The 22,966-nt window shown below is 72.0% G+C and carries 18 protein-coding genes; 10 read left to right on the forward strand and 8 right to left on the reverse strand.

Annotated features, from left to right (window positions below):
* Nucleotides 1–16 precede the first annotated feature (16 nt).
* From gntD to vioC, 3 genes are read right to left on the reverse strand one after another with little or no spacing between them, the layout of a single operon-like run.
* Nucleotides 17–1,045: a guanitoxin biosynthesis L-enduracididine beta-hydroxylase GntD gene (gene gntD / locus ACFFR3_RS43235; protein ID WP_345409185.1), complete on the reverse strand. Its 1,029-nt coding sequence runs from the start codon at nucleotides 1,043–1,045 to the stop codon at nucleotides 17–19.
* Complete coding sequence (gene vioD, locus ACFFR3_RS43240; RefSeq protein WP_345409184.1) at nucleotides 1,038–2,144, reverse strand: capreomycidine synthase; 1,107 nt, start codon at nucleotides 2,142–2,144, stop codon at nucleotides 1,038–1,040. Before vioD ends, gntD begins: the two co-directional genes overlap by 8 nt.
* A gap of 19 nt (nucleotides 2,145–2,163) precedes the next feature.
* Nucleotides 2,164–3,183, reverse strand: a complete 1,020-nt coding sequence (gene vioC / locus ACFFR3_RS43245) for an arginine beta-hydroxylase, Fe(II)/alpha-ketoglutarate-dependent (RefSeq protein ID WP_345409183.1) — start codon at nucleotides 3,181–3,183, stop codon at nucleotides 2,164–2,166.
* Between the two features lie 344 nt (nucleotides 3,184–3,527).
* Between vioC and ACFFR3_RS43250 the strand changes: the two genes are divergently transcribed.
* The 9 genes from ACFFR3_RS43250 to ACFFR3_RS43290 all read left to right on the forward strand — a co-directional run bounded on the left by ACFFR3_RS43250 (nucleotide 3,528) and on the right by ACFFR3_RS43290 (nucleotide 15,367).
* A complete protein-coding gene (locus tag ACFFR3_RS43250; protein WP_379485028.1) occupies nucleotides 3,528–5,114 on the forward strand; it encodes an MBL fold metallo-hydrolase in 1,587 nt (528 codons plus the stop codon).
* Entirely contained in the window at nucleotides 5,102–6,445 is a 1,344-nt protein-coding gene (locus ACFFR3_RS43255) for an aminotransferase-like domain-containing protein (RefSeq protein WP_345409181.1), read from the forward strand. Before ACFFR3_RS43250 ends, ACFFR3_RS43255 begins: the two co-directional genes overlap by 13 nt.
* Nucleotides 6,446–6,497: 52 nt before the next feature.
* Nucleotides 6,498–7,640 carry a 3,5-dihydroxyphenylacetyl-CoA synthase DpgA gene (dpgA, locus tag ACFFR3_RS43260; RefSeq protein WP_345409180.1) on the forward strand — a complete coding sequence of 381 codons (1,143 nt, stop codon included), beginning with the start codon at nucleotides 6,498–6,500 and terminating at the stop codon, nucleotides 7,638–7,640.
* A complete protein-coding gene (gene dpgB, locus ACFFR3_RS43265) occupies nucleotides 7,634–8,299 on the forward strand; it encodes an enoyl-CoA-hydratase DpgB (RefSeq protein ID WP_364383229.1) in 666 nt (221 codons plus the stop codon). Before dpgA ends, dpgB begins: the two co-directional genes overlap by 7 nt.
* The gene (dpgC, locus tag ACFFR3_RS43270; RefSeq protein WP_345409178.1) at nucleotides 8,296–9,609 is read left to right on the forward strand and encodes a (3,5-dihydroxyphenyl)acetyl-CoA 1,2-dioxygenase DpgC; all 1,314 of its coding nucleotides are present in this window, start codon (nucleotides 8,296–8,298) and stop codon (nucleotides 9,607–9,609) included. The genes dpgB and dpgC overlap by 4 nt, the downstream gene beginning before the upstream one ends.
* Entirely contained in the window at nucleotides 9,606–10,592 is a 987-nt protein-coding gene (locus ACFFR3_RS43275) for a phytanoyl-CoA dioxygenase family protein (RefSeq protein ID WP_345409177.1), read from the forward strand. The genes dpgC and ACFFR3_RS43275 overlap by 4 nt, the downstream gene beginning before the upstream one ends.
* Before the next feature lie 27 nt (nucleotides 10,593–10,619).
* A complete protein-coding gene (gene dpgD, locus ACFFR3_RS43280; protein WP_345409176.1) occupies nucleotides 10,620–11,432 on the forward strand; it encodes an enoyl-CoA-hydratase DpgD in 813 nt (270 codons plus the stop codon).
* A gap of 239 nt (nucleotides 11,433–11,671) precedes the next feature.
* A complete protein-coding gene (locus ACFFR3_RS43285; RefSeq protein ID WP_364383236.1) occupies nucleotides 11,672–12,667 on the forward strand; it encodes a ParB N-terminal domain-containing protein in 996 nt (331 codons plus the stop codon).
* Nucleotides 12,668–13,150: 483 nt separating this feature from the next.
* The gene (locus ACFFR3_RS43290) at nucleotides 13,151–15,367 is read left to right on the forward strand and encodes an AfsR/SARP family transcriptional regulator (RefSeq protein ID WP_364383238.1); all 2,217 of its coding nucleotides are present in this window, start codon (nucleotides 13,151–13,153) and stop codon (nucleotides 15,365–15,367) included.
* Nucleotides 15,368–15,419: 52 nt separating this feature from the next.
* On the opposite strand, the gene dgoD is transcribed toward ACFFR3_RS43290, so the two are convergent.
* Genes dgoD through ACFFR3_RS43305 form a run of 3 tightly spaced genes read right to left on the reverse strand, consistent with a single transcriptional unit; the run spans nucleotide 15,420 to nucleotide 18,563 of the window.
* Nucleotides 15,420–16,565 carry a galactonate dehydratase gene (dgoD, locus tag ACFFR3_RS43295; protein WP_345409172.1) on the reverse strand — a complete coding sequence of 382 codons (1,146 nt, stop codon included), beginning with the start codon at nucleotides 16,563–16,565 and terminating at the stop codon, nucleotides 15,420–15,422.
* A gap of 13 nt (nucleotides 16,566–16,578) precedes the next feature.
* On the reverse strand, nucleotides 16,579–17,319 hold the full coding sequence (locus ACFFR3_RS43300; protein WP_364383242.1) for an SDR family NAD(P)-dependent oxidoreductase: 741 nt from the start codon (nucleotides 17,317–17,319) through the stop codon (nucleotides 16,579–16,581).
* Entirely contained in the window at nucleotides 17,316–18,563 is a 1,248-nt protein-coding gene (locus ACFFR3_RS43305; RefSeq protein ID WP_379485029.1) for a cellulase-like family protein, read from the reverse strand. Before ACFFR3_RS43305 ends, ACFFR3_RS43300 begins: the two co-directional genes overlap by 4 nt.
* A 180-nt stretch (nucleotides 18,564–18,743) precedes the next feature.
* Here ACFFR3_RS43305 and ACFFR3_RS43310 point away from each other — a divergent pair, with 180 nt between their 5' ends.
* Nucleotides 18,744–19,454: a FadR/GntR family transcriptional regulator gene (locus tag ACFFR3_RS43310; RefSeq protein ID WP_379485030.1), complete on the forward strand. Its 711-nt coding sequence runs from the start codon at nucleotides 18,744–18,746 to the stop codon at nucleotides 19,452–19,454.
* A gap of 5 nt (nucleotides 19,455–19,459) precedes the next feature.
* On the opposite strand, the gene ACFFR3_RS43315 is transcribed toward ACFFR3_RS43310, so the two are convergent.
* The gene (locus ACFFR3_RS43315) at nucleotides 19,460–20,098 is read right to left on the reverse strand and encodes a bifunctional 4-hydroxy-2-oxoglutarate aldolase/2-dehydro-3-deoxy-phosphogluconate aldolase (protein WP_345409169.1); all 639 of its coding nucleotides are present in this window, start codon (nucleotides 20,096–20,098) and stop codon (nucleotides 19,460–19,462) included.
* Nucleotides 20,095–22,740 carry a family 1 glycosylhydrolase gene (locus ACFFR3_RS43320; RefSeq protein ID WP_379485031.1) on the reverse strand — a complete coding sequence of 882 codons (2,646 nt, stop codon included), beginning with the start codon at nucleotides 22,738–22,740 and terminating at the stop codon, nucleotides 20,095–20,097. Before ACFFR3_RS43320 ends, ACFFR3_RS43315 begins: the two co-directional genes overlap by 4 nt.
* Between the last annotated feature and the right edge of the window lie 226 nt (nucleotides 22,741–22,966).

Raw genomic sequence — 22,966 nt, forward strand, 5'->3', positions numbered from 1 at the left:
CCTTGGGAGAGATCGGTCAGTAGATGACGCGTGAGTCGGCGCTGAGTCTGCTGCCCCTGGACTTGCGCAGGTCGCGGGAGATGTTCAGCCGCCTGAGCCAGCGGTCGGTGCCGTCGAACCTGGCGGTGAACGGCTTGCGGCCGTGCACGGCGCGGTAGTTGTCCAGGAAGATGATCTCGCCGGGCCGCAGCGCGTACCCGCCGATGGCCGCGTCGATCGCGGCGACCGTCGCCTCCAGCGCCGCCGCCTCCTCCGCGTCGCCGGGCGGGTCCATGAAGTACGGGTCGAGCCGCAGGTACGGCTGGTCCGGATGCCCGAACAGCACGGCGATGGGCGCCGGATCCGCCTCCAGGCCGGCGATCCAGTCGTAGCTGCGCTCCAGCAGCCGCCGCGTCTCCTCGTCGTCCGCGTCCGGCCGCCCGCTCACGCCGGGGCGGTGCGAGAGGTCGGGCCTGATGGGGAAGCGCTCCCGCCGCATGACCTCGGCCACCTCAGGGGGCAGCTCGACGTCGTCCACCGACGCGTACGTCGTCTCGACCCCGTCCGGGTTGCGCAGGCACATCAGGCCCACGTAGTCCGTCCGCAGCGGATGGAAGGCGTCCTCGGTGTGCCACGTGAGCAGCTCTTCGCTGCCCGAGCCCAGCTGCTCGCGCACGTGCTCCTTGATCGGGAACACGTCGTGCATCAGCCGGCCCTCCTGCTGGGTGGCCCAGCCGATCGGGTCGCCGAGCAGGGACGCGCACAGGAAGAAGTAGAAGTCCTCCTCCGGGGTGGTGGTGCGGCCGACGCAGTCCTTCCAGTGGGCCGGGGTCGGGCCGATGCGCTCGTCGTCGATCGGATAGCCGCCGATCACGCACACCGCGTCCGGTTCGCGCAGCCGGAACTCGTTCAGCCCGTGCCGCAGGCCGCGCGGCAGCTCCTGGGCGTGGGTCGTGGCGGTGGCGAGGAAGCGCGGGTCCTCGACCGAGGCGTACGAGCGGCGCAGCTCGCCGACGAGCCCGCCGATCGCCTCCAGGTCGGCGGCGCTCAGCCGGATCCTAAACATGCAGCACCTTGCCCAGCAGGTCGAGCCCGCGTGCGAACGGCTCGGCCGGACCGCCGAAGCCGAGCCTGACCCTGGCCGGATCGCCGAAGCAGGCCCCCGGCACCAGCAGCACCTGGTGCTCGCGCGCCAGGCGGTGGCACAGCTCGGTGGTGTCCTCGTGGCCGCGCAGCCGGGGAAAGGCGCACACGCCGCCGCGCGGCTCGACCATGTCGGCCACGTCGGCGTTGTCGCGCATCCACTGCCGCAGCACCTCCAGGTTGCGCCGCGCCTGCGCCAGCCGGCCGGCCAGCAGCAGGTCCGCGCCCCGCGCCACCCTGGTGGCCAGGAACTCCACCAGCGGCGACAGGTGCAGCGTCATCCGGTCCCGCAGGTGCAGCGTGCGGCCCAGCAGGTCAGGGTCGGCGAGGCACCAGCCCACCCGCAGGCCGGGCAGCCCGTACCCCTTGGACAGGGTGCCGATCGAGATCGCCCGCGGATGGTCGTGCCCGGGGTCGCGCAGCGGCTCGCCGTCGTGGGTCAGCTCGCGGAACGCCTGATCCCACACCAGGTGCACGCCCGCGTCCGCGGTGACGGCGACCAGCTCGTCGCGCTGCGCAGGGGCCAGCGTGGCGCCGGTCGGGTTGTGCGGGAAGTTCACGACGACGGCCTTGGTGCGGTCGTTGATCAGCTGCCTGAGCAGCCCCATGTCCGGCACGTACCCGTCCTCCGCGCGCAGCGGCCAGCCGCGCACCGCGCAGCCCAGGGTCTGCGCCACGGAGGTGAGCGAGTGGTAGGACGGCTCCAGCGCGACGATCTCGTCCCCGGGGTCGAGCAGCGTGCTCAGCACGAGGTAGATGGCCTCGCTGGCGCCGTGGGTGACCATCACGCGCTCCGGATCCCCGGTGCCCCAGCGGTCGGCGACGGCGGCGCGCACCTCCGCGCCGCCCAGCGAGGTGCTGTCACGCAGCGTGATCGCGTCGAGCTCCTCTGGCTCGATGCCGAGCAGCCTGCGCAGGTCGGCGAGCGAGTAGTCCTCGACCCCGCTACTGCCGATGTCGATCTCGGCCGAGAAGTAGTAGAGCCGCATCCACTCTTCCAGCGCAGCGGACTCGTATCTCATCGGGCGCCTCTCCTCACGACTAGATGAATCGGGCCGTCGCGGTGCCACGCCGTTCGCGTGACTTGCGGAAGTCGGTCGTCACGCTCACGCGCTTGAGCCAGCGGTCCGTGCCGTCGTAGGAGGCGGTGAACGGCCGCCTGCCGTGCGCGAGCCGGTGGTTGTTGATGAACAGGACGTCGCCGGGGCGCAGCACGACGTCCTCGGTCCTGCGCTCCAGCAGGCCGCCGACGGCGGCGAGCGCGGCGGCGGCCTCGTCGTCGCCGTCCGGGACCTCCATGAAGTACGGGTCGATGCGCAGGTAGGGGGCGGCCGGGTCGCCCCACAGGACCGCCACCCTGTTGTCGTCCCGCTTCATCTCCGCGATCTCCGCGAACTGCTCACGGTAGGCGTCCGACGGCGCGTTGTGCTCGGCGAGATGGGAGTCGTCCGGCCTGATCAGGAAGCGCGGCTGGAACAGCGTGCGCACGTGCGCCGGGTCCAGCAGGCGGGCGTCGAGCTCGGCGACGGTGGTGGCCACCCTGCGCGGGTTGCGCAGGCAGCCCAGCAGCAGGAAGTCGGCCCGCCACGGGTGGAAGGCGTCCTCGGTGTGCAGGGTGAGCAGGTCGGTGCTGCCGACGCCGAGCTGCTCGGTCTCGTACCCCTTGATCGGGAAGACGTCGTGGACCAGCCGGCCGTCCTGCTGGGTCTTCCACGCGAACGGCTCGCCCAGCAGGGACGCGTACAGCAGGAGCAGGATCTCCTCGGCGAGCTCCGGGCCGGGCCGCGGCCGGCCGCGCCAGTGGCGTGGCGTGGGCCCGATCCTGGTCTGGTCGACGGTGTGGCCGCCGACGACGCAGTAGCCGAGGGCGTCGTCGAGCGCGAAACCGCGCAGGAACCTGCGCTGCGCCGCCGGCAGCTCGGAGGCGACGACGGGCAATTCACGGAGCAGTTCCTCGTCCTCCGGGCCGTCGTATCTTTTGGCGAGCCGGAGAGTGAGTTCCTCGATCTCCTGAGCCACATCCGGGGAAACAGCCGACAATCGATCGGTCGCAGACGCCATGCGCTCACCTTGCCCCCGCCGGTGACCACAAGGGAAGTCGTATCACGACGCGGCGGGCAATTATTCTGCGCACCGGTGACGCGGGTCGCACAGTACACGAGGGCAGGCATTCATCGCGCCGGAGAACGGGCGCCCGGCTCGGTGTTCAACTGCGGTGCGATGACGGTTGAACACTTTTCCGCGGCGCTATTGCTGGCGTCCGCGACACCATTCTTGTTTCACTGTCCCGGTGCCGCGTCATGCCGTGGACCCGGACGCGGCGCGCTTCGCGGTGCGTGCCTTTATCGGCGCCCCTGCCACCCCTCCGGGATTTGCTGAATTCTCCCGCGGAAAGGAGAGCCCAGATGTCCGACGCGCCGATGTTCCTGCGGTCGAAGGCCATTGTCGAACCGCTGGTCGACCGTTTTTTCGGATGGATGCACACGGTGGCGCCGGTGCAGGCGTCCATGAACCTGGCATACCTCCAGGTGCCCATGCTGGAGTCGTACCTGCAGTCGCCGCAAGTGCACATCGCGGCGAGCAACAACCCGGAGCTGCGCGGCGGGTTCTTCGTGAACATCGCCGAGGAGCGCAGCGACGAGGTGCGGGACCTGCTCGACTCCATCAAGCGCGACCGCGCCGCCATGATCCGCTTCGCGAACGCGATCGCCGAGGGCCAGGAGCTGCTGCGGGTCAACGCCACCGGCTTCGACCTCACCCCGCTCTACCCCAAGCTCCCGCCGGAGCTCAACGGCCTGGTGGAGCTGGCCTACGACACCGACAACCAGGCCGCCGTGCGCTTCATCGAGCCGCTGGTCTACAAGAGCCCGGTCTACATGGAGTCGCGGCAGTCGGTGCAGCTGTCGCTGGAGCCGGGCTACGAGCGGCCCTTCATCCTGAGCACGCCCCGGCTGCCCTCGCCCGACGTGCTGGAGCTGCCGCTGCCGTTCCGCCACGACGGCCTGAAAGCGCTGTTCATGGCCCGCGTACGCCCCACGTCGCTGAACGCGCTGCGCGAGGCGCTGGAGATCGGCGACGACGCCCAGGCCGCGCTGCTGGCCGGCCTGCTCAGCGAGCAGCCCAGCGGCGCGCCCGACCGGCACATCGAGGCCGGCGGCCGGGTCCGCTACTTCGGCCACGCCTGCCTGGTCATGCAGTCGCCCCAGGCGGCGGTGGTGACCGACCCGTTCATCAGCGCCGACAGCACGGCCGGTGACCGGTACACGCTGGACGACCTGCCCGACTTCATCGACCTGGTCCTCATCACCCACGGGCACCAGGACCACATCGTGCTGGAGACGCTGCTGCAGCTGCGCGGCCGCATCGGAGCGGTGGTCGCGCCGCGCTCCTCGCGGGGCAACCTCGAGGACCCGTCCATCGCGCTGTACCTGAAGAACCTGGGCTTCCCCGTCGTCGAGGTGGACGACTTCGACGAGGTGGAGATCCCCGGCGGCAAGGTCGTCGCCACGCCGTTCCTCGGCGAGCACTGCGACCTGGACATCCGCGGCAAGTCCACCTACTGGGTGGAGATGGCCGGCAAGGCGATGTTCGTCGGCGCCGACTCCTCCGGCATCGACCCGGTGCTCTACCGCTACATCCGCGAGCACCTCGGGCAGGTCGACCTGGCCTTCCTCGGCATGGAGTGCGACGGCGCCTCACTCACCTGGCTCTACCAGGCGCTGCTGACCAAGCCGGTGACCAAGAAGATGAGCGACTCGCGCAAGCTGTCGGGCTCCAACGCCGAGCAGGCCGCCGCCATCATGACGGAGCTGGGCGCCAGCGAGGCCTACGTGTACGCCATGGGCGAGGAGGACTGGCTGGGCCACGTCATGGCGACCACGTACAACGACGACACCTACCAGATCAAGCAGATCAACGAGTTCCTCACGTGGTGCTCCGACCGCGGCATCCACGCCGAGCACCTGTTCCGCCAGCGGGAATGGCGCTGGTAGCGGGCCAGGCCCGGGCTCCGAGCCGCGCCCTCGGCAGGGCGGACCTGCACGCCAGCGTCTCGGACCCGGTGCTGGACACCATGAACTTCCTCAACGAGATCACCCACCGCTACCCCGAGGCGATCTCGTTCGCACCGGGACGCCCCTACGACGGGTTCTTCGACACCGAGCAGGTCTTCACCCACCTGCGCCGCTACCTGGAGCACCTCGCCGGCAACGGGCACACCGACGCCGGGATCCGCGACGCGATCTTCCAGTACGGGCCCACCAGCGGACGCATCCGCGACCTCGTGGCGGACTCGCTGGCCAAGGACGAGGGCATCGACGTGCCGCCCGAGTCGATCGTGATCACCGTGGGCGCCCAGGAGGCGATGCTGCTGACCCTGCGCGCCCTCATCGCGGGCCCGCAGGACGTGCTGCTGGTGTCCAGCCCCTGCTACGTGGGCATCACCGGCGCCGCCCGCCTGCTCGACGCCGAGGTGGGCGCGGTCGACGAGGAGGAGGACGGCTTCGCGTGCGCCGCGCTCGAAGCCGCGCTGGCCAGGGAGCGGGCCCGTGGCCGCCGCCCCCGGGCCTTCTACGTGATCCCCGACCACGCGAACCCGTCGGGCACCACGATGTCGCTGGAGCAGCGGCACGCGCTGCTCGACCTCGCGGACAGGGAGGGATTCCTCGTCCTGGAGGACAGCCCGTACCGGCTGGTCAGCCCCGGCCGGCAGTTGCCCACGCTCAAGGCGCTCGACCGCACCGGCCGCGTCGTCCACCTCGGCTCCTTCTCCAAGACGCTGTTCCCCGGGGCCCGCGTCGGGTTCGTCGTGGCCGACCAGCCCGTCGCGGACGGCCGGGGCGGCGCGGGGCTGCTGGCGGACGAGCTCACCAAGATCAAGAGCATGGTGACCGTGAACACCTCGCCGCTCAGTCAGGCGGTGGTGGGCGGCATGCTCCTGGCGGCCGGCGGGCGTACCCGCGAGCTGAACGCCGCCGCCGCCGCGTACTACGAACAGGCCATGCGCGGCACGCTGCGCGCCCTCGACGGCTGTTTCACCGAGGCGGAACGCGCCGCGCTCGGCGTGCGCTGGAACCGGCCGAGCGGCGGCTTCTTCCTCGCGATGCGGGTGCCGTTCCACGCCGGCAACGCGGCGCTGGCCCGCTCCGCCGAACACTTCGGCGTCATCTGGACGCCGATGTCCTACTTCTACCCGCTGGGCGGTGGCGACCGGGCACTCCGGTTGTCCATCAGCTACCTCAGCGACACCGAGATCACCGAAGGCGCCGCCAGGCTGGCGCGCTTCATCAGGGCCGAGGCGAAGGAAGGGAGAGCGGCATGTTGACCGTCGTGCGACGGATCAGAAGCAAGACCCGCATGTGGGGGTGGACCTACCGATGACCATGACGCTGTCCGAGGCCGTCCTCGCCCCGCCGCGAACGTGGCAGGCGGCGGCCCCCGCCAGGATCGCCGGCGTCGGCACCGCGGTGCCCGCGACGTCGTACACGCAGCGGGAGCTGCTCGACCTGCTCCACGTCACCTCGCCGAAGGTGCGCTCGCTCTTCCTCAACAGCGCGATCGAGCGCCGCCACCTCGTCCTGCCCCCGGCCGGGGCCGACGGCGAGCGGCGGCCCGAGGCGCAGGGCGAGCTGCTCGCCAAGCACAAGCGCAACGCGCTCGACATGGGCGGCAGGGCCGTGCGGGCGTGCCTCGACGACGCCGGGTTCCGGCTGGAGGACGTCGCCTACCTGTGCTGCGTCACCACGACCGGCTTCCTCAGCCCCGGGCTGAGCGCGTACCTCATCGACGCGCTGGGCCTCGACCCCTCCTGCGGCCGGGCGGACATCGTCGGCATGGGGTGCAACGCCGGCCTCAACGGGCTCGGCGCGGTCACCTCCTGGGCCGTGGCCCACCCCGGCAGGCTCGCCGTGATGGTGTGCACGGAGGCATGCTCGGCGGCGTACGTCATGGACGCGACCATGCGCACCGCCGTGGTGAACAGCCTCTTCGGCGACGGCGCCGCCGCCGTAGCGCTCGTCGCCGACCCACCAGAAGGCGGGCGCGAGAACGGGCAGGGAGATGAGGGCGGATCCGCGGCGGGGCCGCGGGTGCTGTCGACCGCCAGCCTCCTCATCACCGACGCCATCGCCGCGATGCGCTACGACTGGGACGACGACCAGGGCAGGTTCAGCTTCTACATCGACCCCGACGTGCCGTACGTGGTGGGCGCGCACGCCGAGCAGGTCGTCGACCGCCTGCTCACCCCCGCCGGCCTGCGGCGCGAGGACGTCAGCCACTGGCTGGTGCACTCGGGCGGCAAGAAGGTGATCGACGCGGTCCGCGTCAACCTCGGCCTCACCCGCCACGACGTCCGGCACACCCGCTCGGTCCTGCGCGACTACGGCAACCTGTCCAGCGGGTCGTTCCTGTTCTCCTACGAGCGGCTGCTGCGCGAGGGCGTCGTCAGAGCGGGTGACTACGGCGTGATGATGACCATGGGGCCGGGCTCCACCATCGAGACGGCGCTGATCCAATGGTGAGCCCCGGGCCCGCGACGCTGCGGATCGACGGCGCCAGGCCGCTGACGCCCGACGTGGTCGCCGAGGTCAACGCCGCCTGCGACGCGGCCGTGCAGCACGGGATGCTCGTCGTGCACGTGACCGGCGCCCCCGGCGACGGCTGGCTGAGCGGCGTCACCGTCGCGTCGGTCAGCAAGTGGGAGCGGGCGCTGCGCGCGCTGGAACGCCTGCCCCTGCCCACCCTCGCGATCGCCCGCGGCGACTGCGGCGGCCTCGCCCTCGACGCCTTCCTGGCCGCCGACCACCGCGTCGCGATCGGCAGGCCGCGCCTCGTCCTGCCCGTGAGCGCCGGGGCGACCTGGCCCGGCATGGCGCTCTACCGGCTCGCCCAGCACGGCGGCGGCGCGGCGGCCGTCCGCCGGGCGGCGCTCTTCGGCACCCCGATCGGCCTGGAGGACGCGCTGGCCGCGCATCTCATCGACGCGGTCGCCGCCGACGAGGAGGAGGCGGTGGCCGTGGCGGGCCGGTACGGCGCCGGCATCGCCGGCCCCGAGCTGGCCATCAGACGTCAGCTGCTCCTCGAGGCCCCCACCGTCGGCTTCGAGGAGGCGCTCGGCGTGCACCTGTCGGCCTGCGAGCGAGCCCTGCGGCGCACGACCGCGGAAGGGAGCACCTCATGACAGCGGCTCTGGAGGAGGACCGCGCCGCCCTGGCACGGGCCGCCGAGCAGGAGGAACGCGTCCTGTCGGGGCTGCCCGAGCCCGCCGACCGCTCGCCCGGGCAGCGCGCCGCCGCGACGGCGGCCATCGACGCCGCCCGCGACGCCCGCTGCGCCTTCCTCGACGCGCACGCCGAGGAGGTCTACGAGGAGCTGACCGCCGGCCGTACCCGCCGCCTGCGGCTGCCCGAGCTGGCCGCGGCCGCCGCGGCCGCCTTCCCCGGGCTGGTGCCCGGCCCTGACCGGCTGGCCCGCGAGCAGGCCAGGCAGCAGCAGGACAAAGAAGGCCACGAGATCGACATCGGCATCTTCTTCAACCGGGTGCTGCACGCGCCGCGCGCCGGCGACCACCTGCTCGGCACCATGCTGCGGCCCACGCCCCGCGCGCTCGGCCTGCTGGCGGAGTTCACCAGGACCGGCACCGCGGACCTCGGCTCCGTACGCATGGAGCGCAGGGACGGCGTGGCCCGGCTCACCATGTGCCGCGACGACTGCCTGAACGCCGAGGACAACCGGCAGGTCGAGGACATGGAGACGGCGGTGGACCTGGCGCTGCTCGATCCCGGCGTCGAGGCCGGCCTGCTGCGCGGCGGCGAGATGACCCACCACCGCTACCGGGGCAGGCGCGTCTTCAGCGCCGGCATCAACCTCAAGGCCCTGCACAACGGCACGATCTCGCTGGTCGACTTCCTGCTGCGGCGCGAGCTCGGCTACATCCACAAGCTGCTGCGCGGGCTGGTGACCGACGAGGGCCCGGCCTGGCGGGCCCAGCCGATCCAGAAACCGTGGGTGGCCGCCGTGGACACCTTCGCCATCGGCGGCGGCACGCAGCTCCTGCTGGTCTTCGACCACGTGGTCGCCGCGTCGGACGCCTACCTCAGCCTGCCCGCCGCGCAGGAAGGCATCATCCCCGGCGCCTCCGCGCTCCGGCTCACCCGGCACACCGGCCCACGGCCGGCCCGCCAGATCATCCTGGCCGGGCGGCGCCTCCCGGCCGACGAGGCGCGGGCCATCGGCCTGATCGACGAGGTGCACGACCCCGACACGCTCGACCTGGCCATCGAGGGCGCGCTCCAGCGGCTGCGCGGCGCCGCCGTGGTCGCCAACCGCAGGATGCTCAACCTCACCGAGGAGCCGCTCGAGGCGTTCCGCCGCTACATGGCCGACTTCGCCCTGCACCAGGCGCTCCGCCTCTACAGCATCGACGTGGTCACCAAGGTCAGCCGTTTCACCACCGCAAGCTCGCCCACCAGTGAGAGGCCCCAGACATGATCGAACTGACTCCCAAAGAGTCCCTGGCCAAGAACGGCTTCGCGGGTCCCTTCCCCCGCTTCGCCTCGGAAGAGACGATCACGCAGCTGCGGGACTTCTTCGCCACCCTGCTCGACGACGCCCCGCAGCACCCGCTCTACGGGCGCTACTCCGTCCGCGACTGGCACCTCGTCGACGAGAAGGTACGCGCCGTCATGAGTGCCCCCGAGCTGGTGCAGACCGTGCAGGAGGTCACCGGCGCCGACTCGCTCATCCTGTGGCGCTCCAAGCTCTTCGAGAAGTTCCCCGGTGACGGCCCCATCGACTGGCACCAGGAGTACGGCTACTTCGACGGCGAGGAGATCGGCGGCCACCGCCCCGCGCTGTTCCCGATGAACCCGGCCGGCGAATGGGACTGGACGGTATGGATGGCCCTGACCGACGTCTCCGAGGACGACGGGGTCATGGAGTTCGTCAAGGGCTCGCAGCGCAGCTCGTACCCGAAGCGGATGGTCAAGCTGGTCGAGTCGGGCGCGTACGTGAACCCGCGCAACCGCATCAGCACCAAGGAGGAGCTGCTGACCCGCGCGGCCAACAACAGCGTGCTGCTCGACATCGACACCCGCAACGTCTTCAGGGACGTCGACCCCGACAAGTACACCCTCGACGAGCTGTTCGACCGGCTCGACGCCTTCTGCGACGACCTGCTCGCGGTCGTCACCGAGCCGTTCGAGGTGAAGCCGGGCGACACCCAGACGATGCCGATGAAGGCCGGCGAGTACGTCATCTTCAGCGAGCGCTGCATGCACCGCTCGCGCGGCTCCCTGCCGGACGCCACGACCAGGCTCGCGCTCAACGCCCGCTACACCCTCGGCGACACCTGGGTATACCCGCAGCGCGCGACCGGCGACACCTACGACGGGTCGAACCTCGACATCAGCGGCCACCGCTGCGTGCCCGTGGCCGGGACCAGGTTCAACCCGAACAACGTCTACCTCGGATGATCCACCCCCGAAGCGGACGGGACGGTCATGAGCGCCGCAGAGGATGACCGTCCCCGCGTCCGCTACGCCAAGAAGGACCACGTCGCCTACGTCACGCTCGACCGGCCCCACGTGCTCAACGCGATGGACCTGCGCATGCACGAGGAGCTGGCGGCGATCTGGGACGACGTCGAGGCGGATCCGTCCGTCCGCGTGGCGGTGCTCACGGGAGCGGGCGAGCGCGCCTTCTCCGTCGGGCAGGACCTGAAGGAACGCGCCAGGCTGAACGCCGGGGGAGCGCCGCCCACCACCTTCGGCAGCCGCGACCAGCCCGGCTGGCCCCGGCTCACCGAGCGCTTCGCCTTCGCCAAACCGGTGCTCGCGCGCGTCGACGGGTACGCGCTCGGCGGGGGCTTCGAGCTGGCGCTCGCCTGTGACGTCATCGTCGCGTCGGATCGGGCGGAGTTCGGCCTGCCCGAGGCCGGACTGGGGCTCGTACCCGGCGCGGGCGGGGCGTTCCGCCTGGCCAGGCAGCTACCGCTGAAGCAGGCCATGGGGCACCTGCTGACCGGCCGCCGCATGAGCGCGGCCACGGCCGAGCGGTTCGGGCTGGTCAACGAGGTCGTCGCGAGCGAGCGGCTGGACGAGTGCGTCGCCGGGTGGGCGCGTGACCTGGCGCGCAGCGCCCCGCTGTCGGTCAGGGCGATCAAGGAGGCGGTGCTCGCCTCGCTCGACATGCCGCTGGAGCGGGCGTTCGCCACGCGCTACGTGTGGGAGGAACGACGGCTGCGCGGCAGGGACCTCGTCGAGGGCCCTGAGGCGTTCGCCGAGAAGCGGGAGCCCGTCTGGAGCGATGATTGATCAACGCCACGCCGGTGCCACGCTCGCGCCACGGCCGTGTATGACCATGAGGACTGACCAGCAGAGGGGCCTCCAGAACCGGCGGGAAGGCGAGGTCAGGCCACGTGGCCGGCCGAGCCGTCCGTCATCGCGGTTGTGTACGGGGTGGGGCGTCCCGATGCCATGCTGCAAACCGGGAGGCATGGGTGGTTCGTGTAAGCGCCGCATCGCAAGCGCGGCGGAGGATCAGATCGATCGATGTGCAGACGGAACGACCACGGGTCGTCTCCGTGCCCATCCTGACGTTGCAGCTGGGGGAGTCGCCACGCCTGAAAGGCGAGGACAAGGCGCACATCATGCGCCTGGCGGAGACCGAGCAGCCGCTGCCGCCCATCATCGTGGACCGGCACACCATGCGGGTGATCGACGGAGTGCACCGCCTCATGGCCGCCTCCCTGCGCGGGCAGGCGACCATCGACGTCGAGTTCTTCGACGGCAGCCCGGAGGACGCGTTCCTCCTCGCCGTCCAGTCGAACGTGAAGCACGGGCTGCCGCTGTCGCAGGCCGACCGGCGGGCCGCCGCGCTGCGCATCCTCATGACGCATCCGCGCATGTCCGACCGGGCGATCGCGGAGTCGACGGGACTGGGCACCAAGGCGGTGGCGGAACTGCGGCGCTCGAACGACGCCGTGCCGCAGCTGAACGCCAGGATCGGCAAGGACGGCAAGGTCCGGCCCCTCAGCAGCAGGGAGGGGCGGCTGCGGGTGGCGGCGTTACTGGCCGAGCATCCCGAGGCGTCCTTACGCCACATCGCCAGGGTGGCCGGTGTGTCCGCCGCGACCGCGATGGACGTCCGCAAGCGGCTGGAGCGCGGTGAGGAGCCCGTCCCGCCCCAGCAGGCCGCCGGCGGTGGCGGGCGCTGGCCCAAGCAGGCCGCCGCGCAGGAGACCGACTGGCCCGGGCCGCCGCCGGGCCTCGCGCTGCAGAAGCTGCTGCGCGATCCCTCGCTGCGGCACAACGAGAAGGGCCGTCAGCTCCTGCGCCTGCTGCAGGAGAACGTCAGCGGCGCGAGCACCATGCATGACGTGGTGGCCGCGGTGCCCTCGCATTGCCTGTCGCTCATCATGCAGGTCGCCTGGCAGAATTCGGAGATGTGGCGGGAGGTGGCCTTGGAGCTGGAGAAACGGTCGAAGGTGACCGATCCGTTCACCAAGCAGAAGGCCGGCGACGCGCACGAGCGGCGGCTGGCGCAGTAGTCGGGCCAGGCCCAATAGCCGGCTCGCACCGCGGGTGGAGGGGCCCGCGTTTCCGCGAGCCAGGGCCGTGCGGGCCCTCGTCCATATGCGCCCCACACTTTCACCATACTTTCCGCGTGCCCATTGATTTAATTCTCTACTTCTTTCCCGGGCGGCTCCTGATCGGCGGTGTCCGCCCACGTCCTGGGCTCTTGACACCGCTTCGGCGCTTTTGCGCAGTTCGCTGTTGCACTCACCCGCATCATGGAGTAAGGACCAGAAAACGTCAGAGTGACGATTGGTGGAGTTTCCCTACGGCGCTTTCCGATACGTGAAGAAAACTTGTAGTATCTGCACTTGCAGAACAGCTGACATGTCTTTGCAGCCGCTGTCGTGCGTCCACGGCGACGGTGCGCACGGCGATGTCCTCACGGGAGAGCGTCACTGGAGGTCTGCATGCGGTTCGGGGTGCTCGGTCACTTGGAAGTGTCTGTGGACCACGAAGTGATCAAGATACCCTCGGCACGCCAGCGCATCACCCTGGCCGCGTTGCTGACCAGGCCGAATCAGGTCATCTCCGCCGACGAGCTGGCCGAGATCGTCTGGGACGGCACCCCCTCCGCAGGAGCGCGCACCACCCTGCGCTCCTACGTCATGCGCCTGCGGCGCTCCATCGGGCCCATCGCGGGCACCCGCATCGGCACCAGAGAGCCCGGCTACTACATTGAGCTCACCGACCACGAGCTCGACCTGCGCCTGTTCGACCAGCACTTCCAGCGCGGCCGCCACGCCGAGCGCATGGGCCGATGGCAGGAGTGCGTGCAGGAGATGTCGGCCGCACTCGAGCTGTGGCGCGGCGACCCGCTCAGCGACATCCCCGCCCAATCGCTGCTGCGGGCCGAGGTGCCCCGCCTGATGGAGATCCGGCTCCAGGCCCTCGAGTCCCGCATCGACGCGCTGCTCCACCTGGGCCGCCACGACGACGTGATCCACGAGCTGGTCGAGCTGGTCATGGCCCACCCGCTGCGCGAGCACTTCGGCGCCCAGCTCATGCTGGCGCTCTACCGCGCCGGCCGCCAGGCCGAGGCACTCGACACCTACGGCGCCGCCCGCCAGCGGCTGGTCGCCGAGCTCGGCATCGAACCGTCGGGCGAGGTCCAGGCCCTGCACCAGCGCATCCTCGCCAACGACCCGCTGCTGATGCCCCCGCCGCAACCCCTGCGGCTCGACGAAGCCGCGCCCGTGCCCGCCGCCGAGCCGGCCCCTGCTCCTCCGGCCGGCCCCGCGAGCGTGCCCGTCCCGCGCCAGCTCCCGCCCACCATGAGGGACTTCACCGGCCGCGAGAAAGAGCTCGACGAGATCGCCGGCATCCTCAAGCGGGCCGACCGCGCCGCCGTGCCCATCGTGCACGTGCACGGCCCGCCCGGCGTCGGCAAGACCTCGCTCGCCGTGCTGGCCGCGCACCGGGTGGCCGACGCCTTCCCCGACGGCCAGCTCTTCATCCCGGGCACCCGCGAGGACGGCACCGCCCGCGAGCCGGAGGAGACGGTGCACGAGCTGCTCAGGACCCTCGGCGTGGCGCAGGAGGCCATTCCCCACACGCTCAGCGACGGCGCCGCCCTGTTCCGCTCGATCCTGGCGGGCAAGCGCATGCTCGTCCTCATCGACGACGCGCAGGACAGCGAGCAGATCCTGCCCCTGTTACCCGGCGCCTCCGGATGCGTGGCCGTCGTGACGAGCCGCAGGCAGAACATCCACCTGCCCGGCGCCCACCTGTTCGAGCTGCAGCCGTTCGACATGGACGAGTCCCTGCACCTGCTCCGTAAGATCATCGGCTGCGCGCGGGTCGGCGGGGAGCAGCGCGCCGCGGAAAGCATCGCCCACGCGTGCGAGGGCATCCCGCTCACCCTGCGGATCATCGGCGACCGCCTCGCGACCCGCGTGACGTGGTCGCTGTCCTACGCGGCCGACATGCTGACGCCGAGCTCCACTCTCGTCACCCAGGTCGGCCGCGACCCGCACCTGCGCGCCACCGTCGCCGGCAGCTACGCCACGCTCGACCCCGAGCTGCAGCGCGCCTTCCGCTACCTGGCCCTGGCCGGTCCGCACGACTTCTCCGAGTGGACGGCCTGCGTCCTGCTCCGCAGGGTCGGCGCCGAGCACCTGGTCGAGGCGCTGCGGGACCGCTCGCTGCTCCAGGACGCGGGCTCGTCGCCGCAGGGCCGGCCCCGCTACCGGATGCTCAACCTGTTCCGCAACTATGCCCTCGACCTGCTGGCCGAGGACCCGGAATACCCCGCCGCGCTGCGGCACGTGCTCACGTTATGGGCCGAACTCGCCGAGCTGGCCCGCTCCCGCCTGCCCGCCGGCACGTACGGCGCCGACGACCGCCCGCCCGCGCCGCCGTCCCCGAGCGGCGACCCGGTCGTCCGCGCGATCGCGGCGCTGGTGCGCCGCGATCCCGGCGGCTGGCTCGACCGCGAGTGGCCGCTGCTGATGGAGGCCGTCGACCTCGGCATCGGCGGCGGCCTGCCCGACCACGCCGTGCGGCTCGCCGCCCGGCTGCACCCGCACCTGGCGCGGCACCACCCGCAGCAGGCGCGCGAGCTGTGGCGGCGCTTCGCCTCCGTGCCCGATCAGCTGATCAGGCAGGAGGCGCTCTTCCACAGCGCCCGCCTGTGGACGTCCCGCGACGCCGACGCGTTCCGGCCGTCGGCGTAGCCCGCGCCGGTCGCCGGCGTACCGACGATCGCCTGGCCGCCGGTGCGGCTGATCACCACTCGGCGAAGGAGCCGTCGGGGTGCCGCCACAGCGGGCTGCGCCAGCGGTGGCCCTGCTCCGCCGCCCGCTCCACCGCGGCCTCGTCGATCTCGATGCCGAGCCCCGGCCGTTCCGTCCGGGTCGCGTAGCCGCCGGGGAAGGTCAGCGGGGCCGGGTCGACGAGGTAGTCCAGGACGTCGTTGCCCTGGTTGTAGTGAATGCCGACGCTCTGCTCCTGGATGAGGAAGTTCGGCACGGCGAAGGCCAGCTGCAGGCTGGAGGCCAGCGAGATCGGGCCCAGCGGGCAGTGCGGGGCCATGCTGACGTCGTACGTCTCCGCCATCGCGGCGATCCTGCGAACCTCCGAGATGCCGCCGGCGTGGCTCACGTCCGGCTGGGCGACCGCGATGCCGTGCCCGATGACGTCGCGGAAGTCCCACCGGGAGAACAGCCGCTCGCCGGTGGCGAGCGGGATCGAGGTCCCCGCGGCCAGCGCGGCGAGATTGCGCGAGTGCTCGGGCAGCACCGCCTCCTCCACGAACAGCGGCAGGTACGGCTCCAGCAGCGGCAGCAGCCGCCTGGCCATCGCCGTGCTGGCGCGGCCGTGCAGGTCCACCACCAGGTCGTGGTCGTCGCCGATGGCCGCGCGCACGGCGGCCACCCGGTGCACGACCTCCATCGTGCGGGCCGGGGTGTCGATGGCGGTCAGCTCGCCCGAGCCGTTCATCTTCACGGCGGTGAACCCGGCCTCGATCTGCGCCTTGGCCTGCTCGGCGACCTCGGCGGGCCGGTCGCCGCCGATCCAGGCGTACATGCGGGCCCTCTCGCGGACAGGACCGCCCAGCAGCCGGTGCACGGGCAGCCCGGCGGACTTGCCGGCGATGTCCCACAGCGCCTGGTCGATGCCGGCGACCGCGCTGGACAGCACGGGACCGCCCCGGTAGAAGCCGCCCTTGGTGAGGACCTGCCAGTGGTCCTCGATGCGCAGCGGGTCCTGGCCGATGAGGTGGTCGGCCAGCTCGGCGACGGCGGCGCGGACGGTCTCCGCCCGGCCCTCGACGATCGGCTCGCCCCAGCCGGTGATGCCCTCGTCGGTGCGGATCCGCAGGAACAGCCAGCGTGGTGTGACGAGGAAGGTGTCCAGAGAGACGATCTTCATGCAGGTTTCCGTTCTAGGAGGAAGTGGTGGAGACGCTCCAGCCGCCGTCGACGTTGAGGCAGGCTCCGGTGATGAACGAGGCGTCGGGCGAGGCGAGGAAGGCGACGGCCGCGGCCACCTCGTCCGGGGTGCCGAACCGGCCCGCCGGCGTCTCGGCGATGGTCGCGTCGCGGCCCGCCTGGTCGATGCCGTCCCAGGCGGGGCTCATGATCGGGCCGGGCACGACGGCGTTGACACGGACGCGGGGCGCGTACTCGACGGCGAGCTGCCTGGTCAGCGACTGCAGCCCGCCCTTGGCGGCCGCGTACGGCGCGCAGCCGGGGATGCCGGTCTGGGCGTGCACCGACGAGGTGATCACGAGCGCGCCCGCGCTCTCCGCCAGCAGCGGGCAGAACGTGCGCGCCGCCAGGTAGGCCGCCTTGAGCGAGACGTCGATCTGCAGGTCCCAGTCCGCCTCGGGCATCTCGTGGGCCGGGCGGGCGGGCACGACCCGGCCCGGCCCGTTGGCGTGCAGCACGTCGAGGCGGCCGAACCGCTCGCGCACCTCCTCCAGGGCGGCCGCCCAGCCGGCGGCGGAGGCCACGTCCAGGTGCAGGAAGGCGGCCCGCTCGCCGATCGACGCGGCCACCGCGCGGCCCCGCTCGTCGGCGACGTCCGCCACCAGCACCCGCGCGCCCCCGGCGGCGAGGCGGCGGGCGGTGGCCGCGCCGATGCCCGACGCGGCGCCGGTGACCAGGGCGGTCCTGCCGCTCATCGGCCCTCCGTGAAGATCCGGTTGGCGGTGACCTGCAGCTCCACGTCGTCCCACATCGGGTGCTGCGGGGCCGCGTTCGAGCAGACCACCGTGCCCCACGCGCCGAGCCTGCGGGCGTGGCGGACCGCGTCCAGGCAGATCTCCGCCCCCACCGGGCCCTCCTCGAACGTGCCGCGCAGCGGGGTGTAGCCGACCCAGCCCTCGCCGAAGACCAGCGGCAGCTCGCGGGCGGCGGCCCAGTCGGCGGCGACCTCCATCCACAGGCGCAGCTTCTCGGCCATGCCGTGACGGTAGGTGGCGTACCGGTCGTACAGCCAGCGGTCGAACAGGGCCGGGTCGCACCAGTCGTGCAGGTACACCTCGCGCGGCGGCACCACCGTGGCCGCGCCGCGCCACTCCTCCTCCGGATGCCAGTCCGCGAGGTCGGGCGCGCCGGGGCGCAGCAGCTCGCGGCGGGCGCGCTCCTGCGGGAACGGCACGCCCGGGTCGCGCAGCGCGAACGTCTCGACCAGCTCGTCCAGCACGCCGTAGACGTAGGGGTGGAAGACGGCGACGTCCACGTTGGCGGGGATGCCGCGCATCTCGCCGTGCGGCACGCCCGCGTAGTTCACGGTCGCCGGCACGTCGGGATGCCGCGACTTGAACACGTCGAGCGCCTTCTCCAGGTACGGCCGCAGCCCCAGCACCGCGGACTCGCCCGGCGCGAGCACCTCGGTGAGCCAGGTGGCCTGGATCTCGTTGTGCAGCTCGACGAACGCGATCTGCTCGGCCAGCCCGTGCCCGGCCACGAAGTCCACCAGGCCGGCGAGCGCCTCGGCCAGCACGGTCGCCCGCCGCTCGGCCGGCACCGCGCGCAGCGCCTCGTACCAGGCGGGGTCGGCCAGGAAGCTGGAGCTCTGCTGGTACTCCCAGGAGGAGACGATCACCCGGCAGCCGTGCCGCCTTGCCGCCTCGAACAACCTCAGCAGGTGCGCGCGGCCGTCCAGGGTGGACGGCTCGCGCACGTCGTACCAGCGGGTGTCGAGGCCGTAGCCGCGGCCGAACGGGGCGAACGTCAGCGCCGAGGTGTCCAGCCCCGACCCGAACAGCAGGTACGGCATCGCGCAGATCCGCACGGTGTCGTACCCGCGCGCCACCGCCTCGTCGAAGGCGCGGTCGAGGTCCTCGAACGGCTCGCCCGGGCCGGTCCTGGCGTACCAGGAGAAGTCCCAGAGCGTGATGGTCAAAGTGGACAACTCGCTCATCGTCGGCTCCTTCGTCGGGGGTGTGAGGCGCCCGGATGCGGAACTTCGTCTCGCAGGATGCACTCAGACTTCCCTGAAGTCAATAAAAAGTACGATTACTTTTTACACTAGTATGCTTAGAGGTGATGTTGGTGATCTTGGGGGCGGTGGCCTGGAGTGCGGGCGTGGCATGATTCCGCCATGACGGAGATCGGGAGGTCCGGCGCGCACGACCGGGTGGTCAGCAGCCTCGGCACGGCCATCGTCAACGGCGAGCTCGTCCCCGACGAGGACCTCGACGTGGTGGCGCTGCAGGAGCGGTTCTCGGTGAGCAGGACGGCGGTGCGCGAGGCGCTGCGCGTCCTGGCCGCCAAGGGCCTGGTGGGGGCCAGGCCCCGGCGCGGCACCTTCGTCGCGCCCCGCGAGCAGTGGGCGCTGCTCGACGCCGACGTGCTGCGCTGGCGCTTCGCCGACCGCGTGGACGAGACGTTCCTCGACGAGCTGGGCGAGGTGCGGCTGACCGTCGAGCCCGCCGTGGCCCGCATGGCGGCGCTGCGCCGCACCGACCGCGACCTCGCCGACCTGGAGGACGCGCTGGCGGCCATGCGAGCGGCGGCGGGCCGGGCGGCCGTCGATCACGTCGAGGCCGACCTGGCCTTCCACCACGCCCTCCTGCGGGCCGCGCACAACGAGCTGATGGCCCAGATGGCCACCGCCATCGAGGCGGGCCTGCGGCTGCGCGACCAGTTCGTGCACGCCACGCTCACCAGCGAGTCCGCCGACAAGCACGCCGAGGTCCTGCTCGCGGTACGCAAGCAGCGCGCCAAGGCGGCCGAGGCCGCGATGCGCGTTCTCATCGAACGCTCGATCGCCGACGTCGACCTCGCCAAGAAGGTCCACGGTTCAAGGTGAACGGCTCAGCCGTCCGAGCCGTTGCCTGTGATCACGTCGATCAGGCGCTTGGCTCGGGAGGTCAGGGCCGCCATGTCGCCGTCGGCGCAGGCGTCGCCGAGCAGCGGGGAGCCCATGCCGACGGCTCGGGCGCCGGCCCGCAGGTAGGCGGGGACGTCATCGATGCCGATGCCGCCCGTGGGCACCAGGGGGATGTGCGGGAGCGGCGCGCGGACGTCCTTGATGTAGGCGGGGCCGCCCGCCGCACCCGCCGGGAAGACCTTGACCAGGGCGGCGCCCTGCGACCACGCCTGGACGATCTCCGTCGGCGTGAACGCCCCCGGCAGGACCGGCACGCCGAGCCGCCGCCCTTCGGCGATCACCTCGGGGAGCACGGCGGGCGTGATGAGGTAGCCGGCGCCCGCGTCCACGGCACGGCGCGCCGAGTCCGCGTCGAGGACCGTCCCCGCCCCGACCGCCACCCCCGGGAGCCCGGCCGCCCGCCGGATCGCCGCCTCCGCGCCGGGCGTCGGCATGGTGACCTCCATCGCCCGCACCCCGGCGCCGGCCAGCGTCTCCAGCGCGGCGTCGAGGTGGCGCGCCTCGGCGGCCCTGATGATGGCGATGACGGGCAGCGCGGCCAGCGCATCGTCCAGCGTCGTCAAGATTCCTCCTGGGTGAGCACCGTACGGGGCACGGGGACGAGGGTGACCGAGCGCAGCTCCAGCACGGAGCCGCCCGGATACGCGGCAGGCCGCACCTGCGGCGAGACGAACACGGGGGCGTCCGCGCGCAGCGGCAGCAACCGTACCTCGAGGCCGTGCTCCAGCACCTCGTCGCGGAAGCGGCGCAGCCCGATCTCCCACGCGGGCCCGTACCAGAACTGGTCGGCCACGAGACGGCCGCCGACGTAGGCGCGGCCCACGTCGCCGGTCCAGTCGAGCCGCAGCAGCACCTCGTCCTCGCCCGCGAACGCCTCGGCCGGCACGGTGACACGGTAGACGGCGGCCTGCTCGAAGTCGGCGTCGGCAGGCGCGGAGGCCCGCCCCGACGCGGGGTCGATCACCGGCTCCCTGGCCGGACCGGCCTGCCGGACCTCCTCCACCTTCACCTCGGGCACCCCGGGCATCCCGGGCACCTCGGCGGCGGCGACAGCGGGCAGCAGCGCGAACACGCCGTCGGTCCGGGGAGCGCCGGCCGGCGCGGGGAAGACCCGCACGTCTGAGGAGCCCTCGCCGTACACCACCAGGCGATCGTCCTCGATCACCACCGGCCGCTCGCTGAGCACCAGCCGCCGCGCACCCCAGAGCCGGCCCGCCGCCGCGCTCAAGGCACGTGCGGCGTCCAGCACCAGGACGGCCGCCCGGTCACCGGAGGCATCCCGGATCCGCAGCAGGCAGCCGGTGCCCGGCGTGAGATCGGTGAGCACGAGCCGGTCGCCGTCGCGCGACACCGTCGCGGGCCCCTCGACCCCGGTGACGGTGGCGGCGTCGAAGACCAGCTCGACCGGGATGCCGGCGGTCTGGAAGAACACGTGGACGCCGGCGTCCACCACGCCCATGGGTTGCGCGGTGGCGGTGAGCAGCGTGGCGCCGCCGACCGGGCGGGCGAGCGGCCACACGAAGTGCGCGCCGGACGGCACCGTCACCGGCTCGCGCGGGACGACGAGCTCGCGGCCGTCCAGCTCGACCGCGAACTGCACGTCCTCGTGGGCGGGCAGCGTCTCGACGGGCTGGTGATTGTTGACGAACAGGAAGCCGGAGCGGCCGTCGGAGCGTACGCACCAGCGCAGGGTGTCCCGGTCGGCCGGGTCGTCGGGCGCGTCCTGCGGCATGACCAGCGTCATGGTGGCGAGGCCGGGCCCGTCACTCGCCAGCCACAGATGTTGCCGCCGCAGGTGCCGGAACGACTCACGGAACTGGCCGTACTCGCCGAGCGGCGCCTGGAAGTCGTAGCTGACGATCGGGCAGTCGTTCGGGTAGCCGGTGGCGTGCGACTCCTGCAGCGTGGACAGCGCGCCGATCTTCTGGGACGCCCCGTGGTACATGTAGTAGCCCTGCCACACCGAGCCGCTGCCCAGCTTGACCAGGCCGAGCGCGGCGATGTCGGCCGCCTCGACGATCGGCCTGCGGTGGTAGGAGGTGTACATGCCGCCGCCCAGCTCGCAGGTGGCGAACGGGTAGCGCGCCAGGTGGCTCTCGTCGGAGCCGGTCACCTCGGTCGTCCGCAGGTCCGCGCCGATGGAGTCGTCGTCGCGGCCCGGCCCGAAGAAGTAGTGGGCCCTGCTCTGCCGCGGCCAGCCGTCGTGCGCGGTGTCCCACGCGGCCTCGGAGTACCCGCCGAACAGCGGGATCATCTCGTCCGCCGGAAGCCGCGGGTGCCCCCACCCGGTGGCGGTCCACAGCGGCGCGTCGATGCCCGCCTCCCGCGCCATGCGCTTGAGCGTGACGAGATGGCCGGGCTGGTCGTACAGCTCGTTCTCCACCTGCACCGCCACCACGGGGCCGCCGTGCTCGCGGGTCAGCCCGGACAGCTGGCCGCCGATCTGCTCGAACAGCGGCCGCACGAGGCCGAGGTAGCGGGGATCATCGGTACGCGGCACGCAGCCGGCCTCCAGCACCCAGTCGGGAAACCCGCCGTTGCGCGACTCGCCGTGCCCCCAGGGCCCGATCCGCACCACCACGTCCAGTTCCAGGTCGGCGCACGTGCGCACGAACCGCCGCAGATCCCGGTCGCCGCTCCAGTCGAAGACGCCGCGCCGCTCCTCGTGCAGGTTCCAGAAGACGTACGTGGAGACCACCGTCACCCCGCCCGCCCGCACCTTCAGCAGTTCCTCCCGCCACTCGGCCGCCGGGTAGCGCCCGTAGTGGAACTCGCCCATGATCGGGAACCACGGCATACCGCCCCTGCTCAGGTGGCGGGAGTTCACGGTGATCGCATCGGGCGCACCGGGCGGATCACCCAGCCGCAGATGGCCTTCGAGCGGCGGGGCAGTCTCGCCCGGGACGCCGATTCGTCGCACAGCCGCACCTTTCCTCAGGGTCGTACAACTGCCGTGCAGTACTATGACTGAGCGAAAAAATACTACTAGTTGGTGCGGGCGGGCACGACGCCGGTGCGCGACCTCGCCCAGCCAGGCCAGCGACGGCTTCGGGCGGCGGGCGAACGTCTCCCGATCCCACGCCACCAGCCCGAACGTCGGCTCGTAGCTGCCCCACTCGTAGTTGTCCAGCAGCGACCAGTACAGGTAGCCGCGCACGTCCACGCCGTCGTTCCAGGTGCCGGTGAAGGAGAAGATGGCGACCACCGCGACCAAGCGGCCTGGCCAGCGGGATCATCGTCACCGAGACCGGGATCGCCGTGGTGGCGACGATGGCGAAGAACGCGACGCCGCTGCCGGGGAACTTCCGCCGGGCGAAAGCGTACCCGGCGAGCGGGGCGACCACGCAGTTCACCGCCACGGCCAGCAGCGCCATGATCATCGAGTTGCCGAGTGCGTGCAGCAGGTCGATCTCGTTGAGCGCCGCGCGGAA

The sequence above is a fragment of the Nonomuraea salmonea genome (assembly GCF_042428605.1).
Taxonomy (GTDB): domain Bacteria; phylum Actinomycetota; class Actinomycetes; order Streptosporangiales; family Streptosporangiaceae; genus Nonomuraea; species Nonomuraea salmonea.